The 20,103-nt window shown below is 33.5% G+C and carries 18 protein-coding genes; 11 read left to right on the top strand and 7 right to left on the bottom strand.

Annotation, left to right across the window (positions count from 1 at the left end):
- Positions 1-45: 45 nt before the first annotated feature.
- The gene (locus J3U13_RS03200) at positions 46-924 is read left to right on the top strand and encodes an L-ribulose-5-phosphate 3-epimerase (RefSeq protein WP_416380341.1); all 879 of its coding nucleotides are present in this window, start codon (positions 46-48) and stop codon (positions 922-924) included.
- Positions 925-1,255: 331 nt separating this feature from the next.
- The gene (locus tag J3U13_RS03195; RefSeq protein ID WP_267340092.1) at positions 1,256-2,218 is read left to right on the top strand and encodes a hypothetical protein; all 963 of its coding nucleotides are present in this window, start codon (positions 1,256-1,258) and stop codon (positions 2,216-2,218) included.
- On the opposite strand, the gene J3U13_RS03190 is transcribed toward J3U13_RS03195, so the two are convergent.
- From J3U13_RS03190 to J3U13_RS03165, 6 genes are all read right to left on the bottom strand, one after another.
- A complete protein-coding gene (locus J3U13_RS03190; protein WP_267340090.1) occupies positions 2,213-3,175 on the bottom strand; it encodes a tRNA-dihydrouridine synthase in 963 nt (320 codons plus the stop codon). The genes J3U13_RS03195 and J3U13_RS03190 overlap by 6 nt on opposite strands.
- On the bottom strand, positions 3,172-3,945 hold the full coding sequence (locus J3U13_RS03185; protein WP_267340089.1) for a molybdopterin-synthase adenylyltransferase MoeB: 774 nt from the start codon (positions 3,943-3,945) through the stop codon (positions 3,172-3,174). Before J3U13_RS03185 ends, J3U13_RS03190 begins: the two co-directional genes overlap by 4 nt.
- Before the next feature lie 80 nt (positions 3,946-4,025).
- The gene (locus J3U13_RS03180) at positions 4,026-5,345 is read right to left on the bottom strand and encodes an amidohydrolase (protein ID WP_267340088.1); all 1,320 of its coding nucleotides are present in this window, start codon (positions 5,343-5,345) and stop codon (positions 4,026-4,028) included.
- A gap of 20 nt (positions 5,346-5,365) precedes the next feature.
- Complete coding sequence (locus tag J3U13_RS03175; RefSeq protein ID WP_267340086.1) at positions 5,366-5,815, bottom strand: hypothetical protein; 450 nt, start codon at positions 5,813-5,815, stop codon at positions 5,366-5,368.
- Between the two features lie 10 nt (positions 5,816-5,825).
- On the bottom strand, positions 5,826-6,602 hold the full coding sequence (locus J3U13_RS03170) for a DUF3100 domain-containing protein (protein ID WP_267340085.1): 777 nt from the start codon (positions 6,600-6,602) through the stop codon (positions 5,826-5,828).
- A 31-nt stretch (positions 6,603-6,633) separates the two neighbouring features.
- Positions 6,634-7,179: a cysteine hydrolase family protein gene (locus J3U13_RS03165; protein WP_267340084.1), complete on the bottom strand. Its 546-nt coding sequence runs from the start codon at positions 7,177-7,179 to the stop codon at positions 6,634-6,636.
- Positions 7,180-7,465: 286 nt separating this feature from the next.
- Between J3U13_RS03165 and aspS the strand changes: the two genes are divergently transcribed.
- From aspS to J3U13_RS03140, 5 genes are all read left to right on the top strand, one after another.
- Entirely contained in the window at positions 7,466-9,223 is a 1,758-nt protein-coding gene (gene aspS / locus J3U13_RS03160; protein ID WP_267340083.1) for an aspartate--tRNA ligase, read from the top strand.
- Between the two features lie 10 nt (positions 9,224-9,233).
- Complete coding sequence (gene nudB / locus J3U13_RS03155; RefSeq protein ID WP_267340081.1) at positions 9,234-9,686, top strand: dihydroneopterin triphosphate diphosphatase; 453 nt, start codon at positions 9,234-9,236, stop codon at positions 9,684-9,686.
- A 10-nt stretch (positions 9,687-9,696) separates the two neighbouring features.
- Complete coding sequence (locus J3U13_RS03150) at positions 9,697-10,113, top strand: hypothetical protein (protein WP_267340079.1); 417 nt, start codon at positions 9,697-9,699, stop codon at positions 10,111-10,113.
- Positions 10,114-10,204: 91 nt separating this feature from the next.
- The gene (gene ubiD, locus J3U13_RS03145; protein WP_267340078.1) at positions 10,205-11,671 is read left to right on the top strand and encodes a 4-hydroxy-3-polyprenylbenzoate decarboxylase; all 1,467 of its coding nucleotides are present in this window, start codon (positions 10,205-10,207) and stop codon (positions 11,669-11,671) included.
- 132 nt (positions 11,672-11,803) lie between these two features.
- Positions 11,804-12,862: an SEL1-like repeat protein gene (locus tag J3U13_RS03140; protein WP_267340076.1), complete on the top strand. Its 1,059-nt coding sequence runs from the start codon at positions 11,804-11,806 to the stop codon at positions 12,860-12,862.
- A 37-nt stretch (positions 12,863-12,899) separates the two neighbouring features.
- On the opposite strand, the gene ppc is transcribed toward J3U13_RS03140, so the two are convergent.
- Positions 12,900-15,548 (bottom strand): phosphoenolpyruvate carboxylase, encoded by a 2,649-nt coding sequence (gene ppc, locus J3U13_RS03135; protein WP_267340075.1) that lies wholly within the window; start codon positions 15,546-15,548, stop codon positions 12,900-12,902.
- Positions 15,549-15,900: 352 nt separating this feature from the next.
- Between ppc and J3U13_RS03130 the strand changes: the two genes are divergently transcribed.
- The 4 genes from J3U13_RS03130 to J3U13_RS03115 are packed head-to-tail and all read left to right on the top strand — an operon-like array spanning position 15,901 to position 20,102.
- Entirely contained in the window at positions 15,901-16,392 is a 492-nt protein-coding gene (locus J3U13_RS03130) for an NADH-quinone oxidoreductase subunit J (protein ID WP_267340074.1), read from the top strand.
- Between the two features lies 1 nt (position 16,393).
- Positions 16,394-16,696: an NADH-quinone oxidoreductase subunit NuoK gene (gene nuoK, locus J3U13_RS03125; protein ID WP_267340072.1), complete on the top strand. Its 303-nt coding sequence runs from the start codon at positions 16,394-16,396 to the stop codon at positions 16,694-16,696.
- Positions 16,693-18,540: an NADH-quinone oxidoreductase subunit L gene (locus J3U13_RS03120; protein WP_267340070.1), complete on the top strand. Its 1,848-nt coding sequence runs from the start codon at positions 16,693-16,695 to the stop codon at positions 18,538-18,540. Before nuoK ends, J3U13_RS03120 begins: the two co-directional genes overlap by 4 nt.
- 17 nt (positions 18,541-18,557) lie before the next feature.
- Positions 18,558-20,102: a complex I subunit 4 family protein gene (locus J3U13_RS03115; protein WP_267340068.1), complete on the top strand. Its 1,545-nt coding sequence runs from the start codon at positions 18,558-18,560 to the stop codon at positions 20,100-20,102.
- Position 20,103: the final 1 nt, after the last annotated feature.

The raw sequence follows: 20,103 nt of genomic DNA, 5'->3' as shown, positions 1-20,103 counted from the left end.
GTTTTACCTTAATAATATCGGATCTAAATTATGTCAAATAATACAATGAATATAACCAGACAAACTCCATGTATGGGTATTTATGAAAAAGCACTACCGAATACACTTTCTTGGCAGCAAAAAATGTTAGAGGCAAAATCTTTACATTTCGATTTTATAGAACTTTCTATTGATGAATCCGATGAGCGTCAATCTAGGCTTGATTGGTCCGATGAGGAAATCTATGCATTGCGTCATCTTTGTGAAGATAATGGTGTTTTTTTTCATTCAATATGTCTTAGTGCACATCGTAAATATCCATTTGGTTCTGATGATAAAACGATCAGAGAGAAAGCTAAAAGTATAATGTGTAAGGCAATTACTCTTGCTTATAAACTTGGTGTTAGAGTTATCCAACTTGCTGGATATGATGTTTATTATGAGCAAGCTAACTTACAAACACATCAACGCTTTGTTGCAGGTATGCAATGGTGCGCAAAACAGGCAGAAAAAGCTGGTGTGATGTTAGCTGTTGAAATTATGGATACTAGCTATCTAAATTCACTTAGTAAGTTTGAAATTTTAAAAGCTGAGATAAATTCACCTTATTTTATGGCCTATCCTGATGTGGGAAATATATCCGGTTGGAATTATGATGTTAGCACTGAATTATTATTAAGCCGTAATCATATTGTGCAAATTCATTTAAAAGATACCTATAAAGTAAAACCCAATTATCCAGGTCAATTTAGAGATTTGGTGATCGGTGAAGGTGAGGTCGATTTTTCTGCGGTTTTTAGCACACTTAAATCTATTGATTATTGTGCGCCATTAGTGATTGAAATGTGGGCGAAAGATAATCAGTGGAAACAAAATATTCTTACAGCACAACAACATTTAAAATCGATTGCTGGTCAATCCGATTTTCCACTCTTTAACGTATAGATTGAAGACATAAAAAATACATTTCTATTTTACAATTTGCTTCATCATTCTTTAAGTGATGAAGCATTAATCCTATTTTATATAATAATTCACCGAAAATCAGCACTTCTTATTAAGGTTATTGACTCAAAAATATAAAGTTTTATAATAATTATCAATAATATAAGATCTAATGATTGTTGTCGATTAAAAAGCTTTTGGTATTAGCATGAGCATATTTTAAACACAATATGGCTTTATAATGACACGATAAAACATTGTTGTTGACCTTAATTTTTTTGTTGTTATCAAAATTTTTAAAAAAGAGAATTTACTGATCTTGAGTATCAAAATGGAAAAATTAGCTTTTTTTAAGCTACCTTTTATTTTTATTGCACTATTTTTTTTCTGTAGTGCTTTTAGTTTCAATATTAGATTTGGTATTACCTTTATATCGACCTTTCATGATTATGAGTTTTTATGGGGTATATTATATAAACTTGCACCATATCAATTACTACGTACAATTCCAGAGTGTTTGTTATTATTTGGTATTTCAACTATCAGTTTGCATCGAGTCAATGTTCATCAAGTGACTTCTAAAAATATTACTCTGTTAATGTTTAATGTCATTATTGTTTGTATGATAGGCTATTTAATTAATGCCATAGCCGAAGCTATTTTTGATAATATTTTGATAAATATGATTAATATGGCTTCATGGTTATTTATTTTAGTTTTATGCATTATCCCCTATAGCCTATGTTACCTATTTTCTGGATTATTTACCTATTATTATATCAAAGTATTAAATCATCATTTTGACAAAGGTAAACAGATTTTCGAACTGACTATAATTAATAGTACTAAAATTCATTTTACTTTGTTTTTAGTATTTTTCTTTTTTATTTTAATTGCTTTTCCTTCTTTTATTTTAGATGTCTTAGTACATAACAGTTACTATTTTATTTCAGTTTGGGAACATATTTTTTTGCCAATTTGTTGTTATTTATTTAGCTTATTAGTTGTCATTTTGGTTAGTAAAAATATGTTCACACAAATGTTTGTTGTGTTACAAACCGATAGAATAATCAAGTGCGCAATTTCCTTAAACCTTATTATCTTTATTTTAAATTTTGTTTTATGGAAAGTTGCAAATTGGTTAATTTATTATGTGTCATTACAAAATACAAACCTAACATCCATAGTAATCATATTGTTGGGTGCGATATCATTCACTTTATCGTGCTTATTTATTCGAAAATTAACGAAGTATTACTTTCATCCATCATTTAAATATCAGATTAATTTATAGTATGGGCTGTATCATTTGTTGTTTTAAGAATGTATATATTTCTTGTTGCGATTTTAATGTTCTAATGTTTTGTAACATCTCTGATGCTTCTACATAATGGTACTTTAAATAAGTAAGCCACTGTTTAATACGGGCAGAATGATAAAGCGGTTTAACATCATCGATGGATGAATTTGCATAACGGATTAAAATTTCCAATACTTGTGACCAACTTAATGCTGGTTGTTGGTTGCGGATCATATTGGCTAGATTGGGGATAGCTAAAATTCCACGACCCAACATAATGTCATGGGTTTGACTTTGAGCAATGCATTTTTGCGCATCTTCAATAGAAAAAATTTCACCATTGGCAATTACAGGAATTGTTAGGTTTTGTTTGATTTTTGCTATTGTTTGCCAATCAATTTTATCCGCTTTATATCCATCCTCTTTAGTTCTACCATGAATGGAAATCTCATTAGCTCCAGCACTTTCAATTGCATTGGCTATTTCATCGCAATGTGATTTATTAGACCAACCTAAGCGAATTTTAACTGATAATATGTCCGAGGGGTTTATGGCTTGTCGAACTTGACTAACGATATTAAAAATTTGTTCAGGATATTGTAATAAATAAGCCCCTCCTTGACTGCCCACGACGGTTTTAGCCGGACAACCAAAATTAATATCAATGCCAAATGAACCCAGTTCAATTGCTTTTACTGCATTTTCTGCCATCCACTGTGGTGAATGGCCAAGAATTTGTACTCGAATAGGGGTACCAGATGCAGTTTTGCCACCATTATGGAGTTCAGGACAAAGGCGATAAAAGGTGCGGTTGGATAATTGATGATGAGTGACTCGTACAAATTCTGTTACACAATAATCAAATTGATTGATCTCAGTTAAAATTTGTCTCACTTGATAATCAAGTACCCCTTCCATTGGAGCTAAAATAATACGGTTATTTTGTTTCATTTTTCTGATTGGTCAGTTCTGTGATTACCGCAAACAGGACAATTTTCCTGCTTAGATAACGTAAATTGATTAAATTGCATATTCATTGTATCAACCATCAATAATCGACCCGATAATGGATGACCATAATGAGTCAGGACTTTTATTGCTTCTATGGCTTGCATTGATCCAAACATACCAACTAAAGGTGCCATTACACCCGTTTCAACACAAGTTAGCTGTTCATTCCCAAATAGACGACTTAAACAGTGATAACATGGTTCATTAGGTTGATAAGTAAATACACTTAACAAACCTTCCATTCGTATTGCTGCGCCTGAAACTAATGGTTTTTTTTCTTGAAAACAACAGCGATTAATCTGTTCACGGGTAACTAAATTATCCGTACAATCAATAATAATATTATGCTGCTTAATGAGTGAAATGAGATCGCGGTCATCAAGCTGTTGATTAACGGTGTTAATTTGTATATTAGGATTTATATTGACTAAAGCGTACTTAGCCACATCAACTTTGTTTTGATTAATTGATTTATAGGTATATAAAATTTGTCGATTTAAATTTGAAGCGGATATGGTATCAAAATCATTTAAAGTTAACTTACCAATACCTGAGGCAGCTAAATACAAAGAAGTTGAACAACCTAATCCTCCTAATCCAATAATTAATACTGAACTATTTTTTAAAATTTGCTGCTTCTCAATGTCAAAACCATGCAAAGTTATTTGTCTGTCATAACGAAATAATTCTTGATCGGTAAGTGTTAACATATGATGTGATTATTGTTGTTAATAATAAAGTAAGTAGTATAACAAAAAACTTGGCACAAGATTGAGCCAAGTTTTAAACTTTATTTGTCAAAACCAGATAGGAATTTTAAATACTCCTCTTTTGTCATAAGTGGTTTGTAGTTTGTTATGAGTGTTTGAGCGGGTTTGGCATCATCGTAAAGTAAGTCGATAATCGTACAAGCCATCATTTGTGCAGGTCGTATATAAGCCATCTGTTCATCATATACAGTATAATCTTTACCATGTAAAATTCCTCTAACCGAACCAATCCAAGGGTGACTTACTGGCATAATATGCGATAGATCGCCAGTATCTGTACTTCCAGTCATATGCGGTGCGATTGAAACGTTTTCTTCACCAATTAAATTTTCAGCGTTTTGCTTCAATAGATTATTAAGTGTTGGGTTATTATGTAATGGTAAATAACCTGGTAAATCTTTAATTTCGCAAGTTGCACCAACTGCCATAGCTCCAGCTTTCAATGCTTGATTTATTCTTTCATTGGCATCAATCATAGCAGGGACATTGCCTGCTCGTACGTAGCTTTCCATTCTAACATCGCTTGGTACAACATTCACTAAATCACCGCCTTGGGTAATGATTGGATGGAATCGAATGTAATCTTTTTCTTGAAATGTTTCACGAATTGCGTGAACACCCATCATTCCCATCATTGCAGCATTTAAAGCATTCACTCCTGCATGTGGGGCTGCTGCGGCATGGGCTGCTTCACCTTTATATTTAATTAACTTGCCGATAAAACCATTGCTTGTCGTTGAGATTTCAATAAAACCATCTTGGCGTTCATTCGGTATGCTCGTTAAGTGTATCTGTAATGCCATATCTATATCATCAAAATCACCACGTGAAATCAATTCTGGTTTACCGCCAATGTATTTGATTTTCCCCTCTTCAATCAATCGATTTCGATAGGTAATTTCAACATATTCTTCTGCTGGGACTGCAAATGGTACTACATCACCAGCTAAAAATTGCATAGCCCCTGAGTCTATTAGCCCCATAGTGACAGCCATCATATTAGCGATTTGTGCATTATGACCACAACAGTGAGCTGCTCCAGACGTTTCATCCGCAGCAGGGTGGTCGGCACAAATAATTGCATCAAGTTCTCCAATAATTGCGATACTATATTGGCTTCCTTTACCACCTTTAAGACGACCTTTAACACCAGTGAGTGCTAATTTATTTTTAAAAGGTACACCTAATTTTTCAAAAGCGTCTTCTACTTTTTTAGCGGTTTTGTATTCTTTATAACCAAGCTCTGGTTCAGACCAAATCGCTTCAGCAATCGACTTGATGTCTGCTTTGCGATTTGCAATTGCATCACAAACTTTTTTCTTTAGTTCTTCTTTTGTCATAAATAAAATCCTTATCCAAATTAGATCACGCCTTCCCAATGCAAAGTGATTTGAGCGATTAAGGCTGCAAAAATAAATGTACCAGAAAACACAGCTAAAGATACGGGAATAATTCGCCAAGAAATATTTTTAAATAACGCAAGATCTTTACCTATGGCGAGTCCAGCATAAGCTAGTACTGGCGTACAGATAGCAAGTAATGAAACGTGATCTGTCATTGCAACAACTTTTTCATGATATGGAAATATTGGTGAAGAAACCGTAGCTGCAACAACCGATACCCATAAAATTATTGGAAATTTTTTTAATCCGGGTAACTTACTTAGTAAAAATCCTAAAATAGAAATGACAACTAAAATAGACAATGCTTCAAGTGATAGCATAAAATCAATTTTATATCCCACAGTATTGCCAGCTGCCATAATAATCGCCACTAAAATAAGTACAAAAATTGTTTCTAAAATCTTCATTATCGGATCCTTATTTATTGTGTCGAATACGGTCTAAAGTGTTATACATGAATGAAGCGAAAGGCAAAGAAAAGAGTGTATAAATATAAATACCAACAATACCAGACATTAAATTTGCTGTGGTTGCATAAGCATTAATGTTTTCTGATAAATCTGGATATAGATCACTTATCGGAGCAAGTGATGCAGCCATCATGCTTCCACTACCTACGCCCGCTCCCATGGCTAAAGCATAAGGATGAAGAATATCCAAGTGAGCTATTAGGCTGGCAAGAATACTCATCCAAATTGCACCATAAAGTGTGCCGCATACATACATAGACATTACACCGCGACCCTCGGGAGAGTCTAAACCATATTTATCTGCTACAATGGCTATATTCGGCTCACGAGCAACGGAATAGGTCGCCCCAACAGCTTCTCTTTTCATACCTAATAGCATTGCTAACGGTAACCCAAGTAAAATTGTTCCGGCAAAATGTCCTAATTCCTGAAAAATAAGAGCTAATTTTGCATCCTCTAAAATCATATCAATTTTCGGACCTACCGCTACACCAAGTTTTGCAATGAGTAACATTAATGTAACCATCATAACGATACTTGCATTGTGCATATTTTTATGGGTTAATATATTTAGCTTTGGTAGGCTAATTATTCCGCCAAAGATCATTGCATATAATATTGGATAAACGGCGATAATCCATATTGATTGTTTACCGATTAGTTCGCAACTAATGACTACTAACAGTGCAATTATATGCAATTTATAGTCTCGTAAAACTTCCATTCCTACTCCTCTTTTATATTGTTATCTGTTTTTATATTAATGTTGCTCCTAAGGCATTTTGAAAGTGTTTCAAAGCCCATTGATGACCAATAGGATCAAAGCTTGCGACAGCATTTTGATGTATAACTATTTTATACCCTAAGTTATAGGCATCTACGGCTGTATGTAAAATGCAAATATCCGTACAAACACCAATTAGATGGATTTCGGTGATATGTCTTTCTCGCAAACGTAAATCAAGATCTGTACCACAAAATGCTGAATAGTGACGTTTATTGATCCAATAAATATTGGTTGAATTTTGATGTCTTTGATAAAGTTGGTGCAAACGACCGAATAATTGTTGTCCAACCGTTCCAATCATATTATGAGGTGGAAAAAGTGCATTTTCAGGATGGTATTCATCGGTCGGGTCATGGGCATCAATTGCAAAAACGATTAATTGATTATTTTTAATAAATGAATCCGTTATGTTTAACAATTCTGATTCAATTTGTTGACCAGCAGAGCCTGTAGTTAATGCGCCATCATCGGCAATGAAATCATTTGTGTAGTCAATTGAAATTAAAGCTTTCATATCAAATTAATAATATTTAAATAATACTTAAGCTTATTAATAATTATTTGATATTACAAGTTAATAAATTAAACATTTTTTAATGTATAACAACATAAGTCGCGTTTAAATTTATTATCTTATTGAATTTAAATAATATTAATAAAATACGTATAAAGTAAAATTATTATGATAAATTAAGTATAAATAAAATAAATAGTGATTATTTTAAAACAGAGTCTTTATACCCTGATAAATTGCTCTATAATAATTATTATTTTAGACAATTGTACACAGGATATATTTAATGAGAACAATTTATTGCGGACAATTAAACGCAAATTATGTTAATCAAGAAGTTACACTATGTGGATGGGTTAATAAACGTCGTGACTTAGGCGGTATGATTTTTATTGATATGCGTGATCGTGAAGGAATTGTACAAGTTTTTTTTGATCCTGATTATCCACAAGCATATCAATTAGCTGGTGAGTTACGCAATGAATTTTGTATTCAAATTAAAGGAAAGGTCAGAGCGAGACCTCAAGGTCAAATTAATAAAGATATGGCAACTGGCGAGGTTGAAATTTTAGCAACCGAACTTACTATTTTTAATCGTAGTGATGTATTACCTCTGGATTTTAACCAAAATAACAGTGAGGAACAGCGTTTAAAATATCGATATATAGATTTACGCCGACCTGAAATGAGCACCATCTTTAAAACCCGTGCACAAATTACCGCCTTTGTTCGTTCATTTATGAATGAGAATGGTTTTTTAGATATTGAAACACCCATGTTAACCAAGGCTACGCCAGAAGGTGCTCGCGACTATTTGGTACCGAGCCGAATTCACAAAGGTGAATTTTATGCATTACCACAATCACCACAATTATTTAAGCAATTGCTTATGATGTCTGGGTTTGACCGTTATTATCAAATTGTTAAATGTTTTCGTGATGAAGATTTACGAGCCGATCGTCAACCAGAATTTACACAGATAGATATTGAAACTTCGTTTATGACAGCCGAACAAGTACGTGAAATTATGGAAAAAATGATACGCGAACTTTGGTTGCATGTTAAAAATGTTGATTTAGGCAAATTCCCGATTATGACTTTTGACGAAGCAATGCGTCGTTATGGTAGTGATAAACCAGATTTACGTAATCCACTTGAAATCATTGATGTGGCCGATTTGATTAAAGATATCGATTTTAAAGTATTTTCAACACCAGCAAATGATCCTAAAGGAAGAGTGGCTTTATTATGTGTTCCAAATGGCGCCCAATTAACACGTAAGCAGTTAGACGAATATACGCAGTTTATTTCTGTTTATGGTGCCAAAGGTATGGCTTGGATTAAAGTTAATGAACGCAGTAAAGGTTTAGAAGGCGTACAAAGTCCGGTCTCTAAATTCTTTAGTGAATCGCAAATGGAAGCGTTACTAAACCGTGCCAATGCGAAAGATGGTGATATTTTGTTATTTGGTGCTGATAGTTATAAAGTTGTTAGTGATGCTTTAGGTGCATTACGTTTGAAAGTTGGTAAAGATTTAGATCTCACTGATGAAAATAAATGGGCGGTACTTTGGGTCATTGATTTCCCTATGTTTGAAGAAACAGATGAAGGTTTAAGCGCTATGCATCATCCGTTCACATCACCAAAAGATTACACACCTGAAGAGTTAATTAATAATCCTCAAAATGCTGTAGCGAATGCTTATGATATGGTAATTAATGGCTATGAAGTTGGTGGAGGATCGGTACGTATTCACCGAAGTGAAATGCAACAAGCTGTGTTTTCAATATTAGGAATTGATGAACAAGATCAACGTGAAAAATTTGGTTTTTTACTTGATGCGCTAAAATATGGTACACCGCCACATGCAGGTTTAGCGTTTGGATTAGATAGATTGAGTATGTTACTTACTGGAACAGATAATATTCGCGATGTGATTGCATTTCCTAAAACGACCGCTGCAACGTGTTTACTTACTGATGCACCAAGTCCTGCAAATTCTGCTGCATTGGTTGAGCTTGGCATTGAAGTATCTAAGAAATAAAGATATTTTGATGCGAGAATATAAAAAACCTGAGTCGGTTCTGGTGGTGATTTACTGCCAGACAACCAAACGTTGTCTTATGTTACAACGCAAAGATGATCCATTATTTTGGCAATCAGTTACAGGTAGCATGGAAACAAATGAATTGCCAAGACAAACAGCAATTCGTGAAGTTTTAGAAGAAACAGGCATTGATATTATTAAGGATGATCTTAAACTAATTGATGCTAACCATACAGTTGAATTTGAGATTTTTCCACAGTTTAGACATAGATATTCGCCAGAAGTTAAGATAAATAAAGAACATTGGTTTTATTTGCCTCTTGCTAACGAAGTAATTCCTGTTCTTACCGAGCACTTAGCTTATCAATGGCTGGCTATGAGTGATGCTGCTAACCTAACTGTATCGTCTAATAATAGTCAGGCTATTAGTAAAATTAACAACTTTCTTAAATCGAGTTAAGAGGTAATAAATGAAATTAAGCCAGTATATTATTGTATTATTTTGTTTATTTTTTTCAATAACCAGCAGTTATGCCGAAATTAATATTGAAAAATGTCAAACAAATGAAAGTGATTATATTATTTTTGATGAATATGATTCTCATATTGCTGAGAAAATAATCGATTATAAATTACATAATCAACCCGAAAAGCGCGAAAGTAGTATTATTAAGATATTTGCGAATGAAAATAGTGATGATAGAAATTATTGGTTAGCTTCTTTCCAATTTGATGATCAGAGCCAACAATATCTATATTATCAAGTTGAACCTGATAATTTTACTGAAATTGATAAAAACCAATTTGAAGTTTTATTACCTAAAATTGTAGAGTGTAATCAAAATAAACAAACACCGATTTACAGTGAAAATTTTGATGAAGACTAATGATGGTTAAAGAGATAACCATCTTATGGATTAATAGGTACCTTTGAATACGATTTACAAAAGGTTAACAAGTAATAGAGAGTGATGATAAATGAACTTTTCTGATTTTCGTGGATTTTTAGATTATCTTGAACAGCAAGGTGAATTAAAAAGAATTACTTATCCTGTTAATCCTTATCTTGAAATGACAGAAATTGCCGATCGGGTACTACGTAATGAAGGACCTGCCTTATTGTTTGAAAATCCGATTGGCTATGATATGCCAGTCTTGTGTAATTTATTCGGTACTGCTAAACGCGTGGCTATGGGCATGGGGTGCGAAGACACTTCAGCTTTACGTGAAATTGGTGAATTGTTAGCGTTTTTACGCGAACCTGATCCACCTAGAGGTATTCGTCAGTTTTTTAATGTTTTACCTAAATATAAACAAGTTTTAAATATGCCAGTTAAACAACGATCGTCAGCACCATGTCAAGAAGTGGTTTTTGAAAATGATGAGATTGATTTAACCCATTTACCCATTATGCATTGTTGGCCTGAAGATGTAGCGCCTCTGTTGTCTTGGGGATTGACTATCACTAAAGGTCCTTATAAAGATCGGCAAAATATTGGTATTTATCGCTTACAGATCTTAGGTAAAAATAAATTAATTATGCGCTGGTTATCTCATCGTGGCGGTGCATTGGATTTTGCCGAATGGCAACAAGCACACCCTAATGAAAAATTTCCGATTAGTATTGCAATTGGTGCTGATCCTGCAACCATTTTAGCTGCGGTTACACCCGTACCCGATACTTTACCTGAATATGCTTTTGCAGGGTTATTAAGGGGTAAACGAACAGAAGTTGTTAAATCATTATCCAATGATTTAGATGTGCCTACATCGGCTGAAATTATTCTTGAAGGTTACATCGATCCCAATGAGTTAGCACAAGAAGGTCCTTATGGTGATCATACAGGTTATTATAATGAAATTGAACAATTTCCTGTCTTTACCGTAACTCACCTTACACGTCGTAAAGATGCTATTTATCATTCAACTTATACTGGGCGACCACCTGATGAGCCTGCGGTCATGGGACTTGCATTAAATGAAGTGTTCATTCCAATTTTGCAAAAACAATTTCCTGAAATTGTCGATTTTTATTTGCCACCAGAAGGATGCTCATATCGTATTGCTATTGTCACTATAAAAAAGCAATATCCTGGGCATGCTAAGCGTGTCATGATGGGTGTATGGTCCTATTTACGTCAATTTATGTACACTAAATTTGTGATTGTTTGTGATGACGATATTAATGCTCGAGATTGGAAAGATGTCATGTGGGCCATTTCAACACGTATGGACCCGCATCGTGATACGACATTTATCGACAATACCCCGATTGATTATTTAGATTTTGCTTCACCTATTTCCGGATTAGGTTCTAAAATGGGGTTAGATGCAACCAATAAATGGATAGGCGAAACCAGTCGAGAATGGGGAAAAATAATAAAAAAAGATCCCAAAATTATTGCCCATATTGATGAAATTTGGGACAAGCTTGGAATATCTTGAATTAAAGATTGTGAGTAAAAAATAATTAAAGTTAAAATTATGTACGGTAAATAAATGAACCAAAAAATAAAAACTATTTTTTTTTAGATGGTTATGTATAATTATCGACCATGTTATGGTAATAAAAAAATTATGAAAAAATTTCAAATCTTATTAGTACTAGTTTTATCCATCTCTTATGGTGCTTTGGCGCATGAAACTAAAGTGCAATCAGATACGGATCTACAAGTTGCCGAACCTGGAGCATTGATTCCTTCTTTGCGTGTATCTGCTGAAAACGGTAATGCTGAGGCACAATATTCTTTAGGTACTATTTATAAACAAGGATTAGGTGTTGAAATTAGCGATATCAGAGCATTATTCTGGTATAAAAAATCGGCAGAGCAAGGTTTGGCGAAAGCACAAAATAATTTGGCGTATATGTACCAAAATGGTTTGGGAACAGTTGCTGATCCATATGAAGCGTTCAAATATTACAAACTTGCCGCAGATCAAGATTATGCATTGGCCAAATATAATTTAGCGTTAATGTATAAAAATGGTGAAGGTGTGGACAAAAATGTGTCAAATGCGGTTAAATATTTTGTTGAAGCTGGTAAACAAGGTGTTTTAGATGCTTATTTAAATTTAGGCATTATGTATTTTTTTGGTGATGGCGTTAAACAAGATCGTATGATTGCTGCTGATTGGTTTAGTAAAGCTGCGACAGAAAGTAATCCAGAAGCACAATATTATTTGGGATTAATGTCAGAGCATGGTGATGGATTAACCAAAGATTATGTCGCTGCTATCTATTTTTATACTCAAGCTGCTACACATGGTCATGTGCTTGCTATGTATAATTTAGGTATCATGTATGCAACTGGCACAGGCACAAAACCCGATAATGTGCAGGCTGCGAATTGGTTTACTAAAGCTGCGGAAGCTGGCAATGCTGATGCTCAATATAATATTGGCGTTATGTATGACGTAGGTGGCGGTGTGTCAAAAGATACTGAAAAGGCCATTGAATGGTATATGAAAGCGGCTGAACAAGGTAGTGTTGATGCACAATATAATCTCGCTATTAAGTATTTAGAAGGCGAAGGGGTGGAAAAAAATATTAATAAAGCAATATATTGGTTTACTAAAGCTAGTGAACAAGGTGACCAAGATGCTAAAGCGTATTTAGATGAATTATTAGAAAAATAAAAAGAGCTGGTGCTCTTTTTATTTTTTCCTGTTTTTACTATCCTGAGTTACGCATTCCCGCAGCAATACCCGAGATAGTGATCATTAATCCTTGTTCAACATTACTATTTTCATCCTCATTATTACGATTGCGCGAACGACTTAATAATTCGGCTTGTAATAAATTTAGTGGCTCAATGTAGGTATTACGTAATGCAACAGATTCCGCGATCCATGGTAGATCAGCCATCAAACTGATATCATCGGTGATAGTTAATACCGTATTAATATCTTGAGTCAATAAGTTTCTTAACTCTTCTCCCAGTGGCCATAAGGCTGGCTTGACAAGTCTTTGCTCATAATATTCATGGATATTTGGTGCAGCTTTAGCATACACCATTTCGAGCATACCTAAACGAGCATTAAAGAAAGGCCAGTTATGATACATGTCTTTAAGTAGATTTTTGTTACCTTCTTCGATAACCTGTTTTAGCGCTGTTCCTGCACCAAGCCAGGAAGGAACCATCAAACGGTTTTGTGTCCAAGCAAAAATCCATGGAATGGCTCTTAAACTTTCAATACCGCCTCCTGTTCGTCTTTTTTGTGGACGTGAGCCGAGTGGTAATCTACCTAATTCAGTTTCTGGTGTTACTGCTCTAAAATAATCGACAAATTCAGATCGTTCACGAATGTAACTACGATAACAACGACAAGAGATATCAGACATTTTATCCATAATATCTCGCCAATCCTGTTTAGGTTCGGGTGGTGGTAATAAATTTGCTTGCAAAATGGCTGAAGCATATAGCATCAAACTACTAAGTGCTACTTCGGGTAAACCGAGTTTAAAACGAATCATTTCACCTTGTTCAGTGACACGAAGTCCTCCTTTCAATGATCCTGGTGGTTGTGATAGTAATGCGGCATGTGCGGGTGCCCCCCCTCGACCAATTGATCCACCACGACCATGAAATAACACCAAATTAATATTATATTTGTCAAATAATTTAACTAACTCTTCTTGTGAACGATATTGTGCCCATGATGCAGCAAGCGTTCCAGCATCTTTAGCTGAATCAGAATAGCCAATCATAACCATCTGCTTGCCATTGATTTTTTCACGATACCAAGGAATATCTAAAAGCTTTTGCATAACAGATTTTGCATTATTTAAATCTTCTAAGGTCTCAAACAAAGGCGCAACAGGAATATTTTTTTGACAGTCAACAATTTTTAAAAGTAAGTAAACGGCTAGGACATCAGAAGGTGCTTTTGCCATCGAAATGACATAAGACGCAATCGATTCTTCACCGGCTTTTTTAATAACGTGACAGGTATCTAAGACTTCTTGAACCATTTCATTTGGTCGCCAATGATAAGGTAACAGTGGACGATTAGATTGCAGTTCAGTTAACAAAAAGGCTTGTTTTTCTTCTTCCGACCACTTGGCATAACTTCCCAAGTTAAGTTCTTGTGTTAATGCATCGAGCGTTTCAGTATGTACTGAGCTATCTTGACGAATATCTAATCTTAGAAGTTGTAGACCAAAACTTCTTATACGTCGTAAAGTATCGAGTAATGGACCGTGTGCAATAGTTGACATGCCATTTTCAATTAAAGATTTATAGCACGTATAGAGTGGTGTCCATAATTGTTCGTTTTTAATCAAAATATCCGCAGGAGGTAACGCTTGTTCGTTATTTAATAATGATGCTATATAACTATGAGTTTTTACCAAACGTGTACGCAGTTGTTTCATTACAGCTCGATAAGGTTCAGTTGCAGATCTATTATTTTCATCCAATAGATCAATAACAGATTGACTGCATTCAGTCATGGATAATTCACGAACCAAAATTTGAATATCCGCTAAAAAAAATTCAATTGATTTTAATCTAGCTTGCAACATAACTTTTTCAGTCACTTTTGCTGTTACATTCGGGTTGCCATCGCGATCCCCTCCCATCCATGAGGTAAATTTAATTGGTACATGCTCAACAGATAATTGTTCATTAAATGCATCAACAAGCTGATCATTAAATTCACGCAAGAAAAGTGGTACACCTTCCCAAAGACTATCTTCAATAACGGAAAATCCCCATTTAGCTTCATCAAGTGGCGTTGGTCTATTTTTACGTATCTCATCGGTATACCAAGCTTGACAAACTAATTGTTTCAAACGACGCATAATTCGTTCTATTTCATAATCCGCTAAGTCGTTGTGATCCAGTTGCGATAAACAGCTATTAATCGCAGTATAAGTATTTATCATGGTACGACGATTGATTTCTGTTGGGTGGGCAGTTAATACTAGTTCGATAGAAAGATTATTAATGGCTTGATTAATCGTCTGATATGAGAAGTTAAGATTTTTCAGGGTGGTAAACAGTTCTGTCATTTTTTTAGGGCTGCTTGATGCTTCACCATGTGGCGATATTCCATAATATTCTGCTGCGGTATTAACTAAATTCAAGAACTGGTTAAATGCACGAGCCACATGTAATAAATCTTCATCATTAAGATTTTCGATGAGTTTAAGTAACTTATTATGAGCTTGTTTATTACCTTGTTGAGCGGTTTTTGATAATTGTCTGATTTGTTCAACTAAGTCAAATGCATCATTACCTGCAGCCCGTTTTATTGCATCACCTAGTAAAGTACCTAGCATATTGACGTTGCTTCGCATAGAGGAATATTCACTGTTCATTATCTTCTCGTTTTTATCTTTATTAAGTCAAAACAAACTTTAATCTGCCTAATGAGCATGACAATTTAAAGGTGTTGGAATAAATGTTAGTTAATGTGATATAACTTATATACTTTATAACAATACTAGATTGAATTTAAATTATAAAATTTTATAATTTTTATTTTTTTTATGATTTTAATTATATTTGTCTTACTTTACTGTTGTATAAAAATAAAATTTCCTATTATTTTTTAACCAAATTGCTTTTTTTTATGTTTGTTTTCTGTTAACACAATGTCAGTAAACTGTATCTTAATATAATTTGGGTATATACTAACGGAACTATAAATGCATATTGGATTATTATTTAATGCTTATTGTTTTCTATATTGCGTCGATTATTGCGGTGTTTGCCAGTATAAAAGCAATTAGTTGCTTACGTGTTGATAAAGCTATTTTATACTTTATTGTTTCACTTTTTTCTTCGGCCTTAATATTTATTTTGCTTGATGCATATTTTTCTGTTGTTCTATACATTTTATTATTTATTGGCGGTACAGTGATTTTGTTTCTATCTGTTGCGGTTATATTGCGAATTCGTATAGATAATGTAGAAAATAGAAAACGAGGTATCAGTCCTAAAATTTGGTTAGGGCCTTTAGTCTTAGCATTTATTTTACTTGTTGTTCTTATTTATGGTGTCGTTAGTACAGACTATTCGCAAATCAAAGAGTCGCATGAATTGATGCACGAAATGTCGGTATATGCTTATATTTTGATATCTGAACTTGCTGGTTTTTTATTATTAGGTGCAATTGTGATCGCTTATCATTTTATGCATCGACTTTTGTCGGAGAAGTAATATGATTTCTCTTATGTATAGTCTTATTCTTGCCTCAATTTTATTTGTGATAGGTTTATTAGGCGTAATGATTCGTCGTAATCTTTATTTTTTGTTATTAAGCCTTATGGTTATGAATAATGGTGCTATCGTTGCATTAGTTTCTGCAAGTAGCTATTGGCAACAATCGGAAGGACAACTTCTTGCTATTTTGGCGGTGGTTACTGTATTAGCTCAAGCTTGTGTAGGACTTGCTTTGCTAATGAAACTAATATATCGCCGTAAAATCTTTAATATTGATTCACTGAGTGAAATGAAAGGATGAATTTACTTTACTTAACTATTATTATTCCTTTGCTGTCTTTTTTATTGCTAGTTTGTCTAGGTAGACATCTCCGACCGATTAATGTCATGATTATCGGTTTTAGTACAATGCTAATCACAGATCTTATTACTATGTTTACCTGTATTGATTATATAAAAAACACAGTACCGGATATGTTATTAGTGTATACCAGACCATTATGGAATTGGTTTTCGGTTGGGGATTTTATCGTACCTCTATCTTTAACCTTAGACGGTTTATCATTGATATTTTTAGTTATAATTGCCTTTTTGGGATTATTAATTTATTTCTTTGCGGCAAGCTATCTAACATCAAAAAAAGATATTTATACTTTTTATGCCTATAGCAATTTATTAATCGCAAGTATATTAACTATTATATTGGTTGATAATTTATTAGTTATGTTAATTGGTTGGGAAGGGGTGAGTATAAGTACTTACTTACTTATTGGTATTTATTATAAACAATTGCGCAATGGTTATGCTGCCGTTAGAGCTTTTGTGATTATGCATTTAACGGATATCTTTTTAATTGTTGGTGTATTTTTACTTTATCAAACCTTAGGTACTTTAAATATTCGTGAGATTTTAACACAAGCCCATGATAATTTAGCGATTGATTCCGATATCATCTTTTGGATCACATTGATGCTATTTTTAGGCGCTATTAGTAAGTCTGCTCTTTTTCCAATGCAATCGTGGTTTGTCGAAACAACACTAGCACCAATGCCTGCTGTAGCTTTAATGCAATCATCTACTGTTATATTAGCAGGAGTATACTTGATTTTAAGATTAAGTAACTTGTTTATTATGTCTAGTGATACGTTAGCGATCATGACAATATTTTCATCGCTGACGGTCTTATTTGCAAGCTCCATCGCCTTAGTACAAAGTGATGTTAAACGAATTGCAACTTATATTAATTTAGCTCAAATCAGTTATTTATTTTATGCTTTTGCAACCCAAAGTTGGGGTTTATCTATTAATTGTTTAATTAATTATGTTGTAACCAGTACTTTATTAATTTTAGCATCGGCAATATTACTCAAAAAATGTCAAGGTGAGAGAGATATTAATAAACTTGGAGGACTTGTAAAATCATTCCCCATTTTATATGCCATATTTTTGATTATTATGTTATCGTTAAGTGCAATTCCTTGGATTTCAGCTTCATTTTATATTAAAGGTGATATTATTTGGGGATTAATGATAAAAGATCATTTAATAGCAGGAACGATTGGTTTATTAGGCATTTTGTTATCTAGTTTAAGTATATGGCGCTTAATTTTTATGGTTTTTTACCATAAACCAAAAATTGCTGAATTCGCTAAAACAAAATGGATTAGTTATTGTCCAATTTTTATCTTACTGATGTTTACAACGGCCATTTTTATCTATTTTCCAATACCGGTTCAAGATATTTTTCCAATTGCCAAGCTTGATACTGATAGTCAGTTATCTTTTCAACTATTGTTAGCTGCGGTAACTGTCTTAAGCTTTGTTATTGCTTATATTCTATATGCACATCCAAATAGTGAAGTGCGAGAGGTACTTGATACGCCAATGGTGAAATTCATCGTAAGATTATGTAGTTGCGATTGGCGATTTGATTATTTTCTAAATGTCATTTTTGTAAAACCTTATGTGTCTTTAGCGAATATGCTTAAAAAAGATCCTTTGGCGATTTGGGATAATTGGATTATGTTGGGCATAAAAAAAATAAACTCATATATTGTCAGCTTAGAAAATGGGCATATTCGATGGTATATGGTATCTATTGTTATAGGTAGCATTATTATATTAATGTTACTGGTTTTTATTTAATAAAGGTGTAATCATTCATGTTGTTATGGCTTGTTTTTTTACCTGTTATAGGTGGATTTATTAGTTGGTTATGCCATGTATTTTTATTGCGAATTGTGAGATCCTCTCGAATGGTTTCGCGATGGTATCAATTACCGATGATTATTGCTTTCATAACTATTTTTATAACTTTATTGTTATCATTAAGTTTATGGCATGAGGGGATAACTGTTTTACAGCAAGGCAATAATTGGAAAGAAGAAGTTAATATTGAATGGATTCCTTTGCTGAATATTCACTTCCATTTAGTTTTAGATGGCTTATCATTGGTTTTAATTACCTCAACTCTATTTATTGTATTACTGACGATTGGTTATTCAAGCAAAGAAAACCCGAATAATTTCGGTTTATTTTATTTATGCATTTTATTTATGACATCTGCCATTATGATGCTATTTGTAATAACCGATCTATTTTTAATGTTCTTTTTTTGGGAAGCAGTGGCAATACCAATCTATTTTTTAATTTCTTTATGGGGAAGGCGAGACTCAAATTCTCAATTAAGATTTAACGGGGCGAGTAAATTTTTAATTTATACACAAATTAGTAGTCTATTGATGTTAATTTCAGTTGTCTCGTTGGCATTAATTAACTGGACTTTATCGGGTTATTGGACATTTGATTACCAAGAACTAACCAAAACACCAATTTCAAGTTACACTGAGTTTATGTTGATGTTAGGTTTTTTAGCTGCCTTTATTATTCGCGTTCCGTTTGTACCCTTTCATAGCTGGTTTATAGATGCTCACATTGAGTCATCAACTACTGGCTCAATGATGATAAGTGGATTATTACTCACAACCGCGACATTCGGCTTGTTACGTATAGTTATTCCACTTTTTCCTAATGCTTCTGTTATGATTATGCCGTTAATTATGATAATGGCATTACTTACAGTGATCTACTCGGCATTACTAACATTTATTCAAACCGACATCAAAAAATTAATAGCTTATGTACATATCGCCTTAATGGGATTTGTAACTGCAATTATCTATAGTGGTTCTGTTATTGCTTATCAAGGTATTGTAATACAAATGATTGCTATCAATTTAGTTATCGTTGGTATGTTTATAATTAGTGGCTTGTTAGTTGAATGTTATTCAACACGCAACATCAATCAATTCACTGGTCTTAAACAACAAGTACGCTATATCTCTTCTTTCACCTTATTTTTTATGTTAGCAATTTTAGGTATTCCAGGCACAGCTAATTTTGTCGGAAATTATATGATGTTACTTGGTAGTTATTCGTCTTTTTCATCTTATACAATTTTGCTCGTTGTTGGTCTATTACTATTGTCTGTTTCTTTTATTATTCGAATGCAACCTATATTTTATGGTGTTGTTGAAAAAGGTTGTGTAACAAAACATCAACTTGGTAAACGAGATATTTCACTACTAGCTAGTGTATTTATTGTACTTATTTTTATTGGCTTATATCCACAAATAGTTTTAGATATGTCTTATTCGGTGGTGAATCAAACACAGCAATATATAACTGCGGAACGAGTAGGAGAGTAAT

Source organism: Gilliamella sp. B2887 (genome assembly GCF_026537015.1).
In the GTDB taxonomy this organism is placed as follows: Bacteria; Pseudomonadota; Gammaproteobacteria; order Enterobacterales; family Orbaceae; genus Gilliamella.
Note: the sequence above shows the minus strand (reverse complement) of the source record. Positions and strands in the feature narration are given on the sequence as shown.

Bases quoted from the DNA above. Each gene is read 5' to 3' on its own strand.
- J3U13_RS03200 (WP_416380341.1), top strand. From the start codon at position 46: ATGAATATAACCAGACAAACTCCATGTATGGGTATTTATGAAAAAGCA.
- J3U13_RS03150 (WP_267340079.1), top strand. From the start codon at position 9,697: ATGAAATTAAGCCAGTATATTATTGTATTATTTTGTTTATTTTTTTCA.
- J3U13_RS03190 (WP_267340090.1), bottom strand. From the start codon at position 3,175: ATGAAACAAAATAACCGTATTATTTTAGCTCCAATGGAAGGGGTACTT.
- J3U13_RS03165 (WP_267340084.1), bottom strand. From the start codon at position 7,179: ATGAAAGCTTTAATTTCAATTGACTACACAAATGATTTCATTGCCGAT.
- nudB (WP_267340081.1), top strand. From the start codon at position 9,234: ATGCGAGAATATAAAAAACCTGAGTCGGTTCTGGTGGTGATTTACTGC.
- J3U13_RS03130 (WP_267340074.1), top strand. From the start codon at position 15,901: ATGCTTATTGTTTTCTATATTGCGTCGATTATTGCGGTGTTTGCCAGT.
- J3U13_RS03180 (WP_267340088.1), bottom strand. From the start codon at position 5,345: ATGACAAAAGAAGAACTAAAGAAAAAAGTTTGTGATGCAATTGCAAAT.
- ubiD (WP_267340078.1), top strand. From the start codon at position 10,205: ATGAACTTTTCTGATTTTCGTGGATTTTTAGATTATCTTGAACAGCAA.
- J3U13_RS03175 (WP_267340086.1), bottom strand. From the start codon at position 5,815: ATGAAGATTTTAGAAACAATTTTTGTACTTATTTTAGTGGCGATTATT.
- J3U13_RS03140 (WP_267340076.1), top strand. From the start codon at position 11,804: ATGAAAAAATTTCAAATCTTATTAGTACTAGTTTTATCCATCTCTTAT.
- J3U13_RS03115 (WP_267340068.1), top strand. From the start codon at position 18,558: ATGTTGTTATGGCTTGTTTTTTTACCTGTTATAGGTGGATTTATTAGT.
- J3U13_RS03170 (WP_267340085.1), bottom strand. From the start codon at position 6,602: ATGGAAGTTTTACGAGACTATAAATTGCATATAATTGCACTGTTAGTA.
- J3U13_RS03120 (WP_267340070.1), top strand. From the start codon at position 16,693: ATGAATTTACTTTACTTAACTATTATTATTCCTTTGCTGTCTTTTTTA.
- nuoK (WP_267340072.1), top strand. From the start codon at position 16,394: ATGATTTCTCTTATGTATAGTCTTATTCTTGCCTCAATTTTATTTGTG.
- ppc (WP_267340075.1), bottom strand. From the start codon at position 15,548: ATGAACAGTGAATATTCCTCTATGCGAAGCAACGTCAATATGCTAGGT.
- J3U13_RS03195 (WP_267340092.1), top strand. From the start codon at position 1,256: ATGGAAAAATTAGCTTTTTTTAAGCTACCTTTTATTTTTATTGCACTA.
- J3U13_RS03185 (WP_267340089.1), bottom strand. From the start codon at position 3,945: ATGTTAACACTTACCGATCAAGAATTATTTCGTTATGACAGACAAATA.
- aspS (WP_267340083.1), top strand. From the start codon at position 7,466: ATGAGAACAATTTATTGCGGACAATTAAACGCAAATTATGTTAATCAA.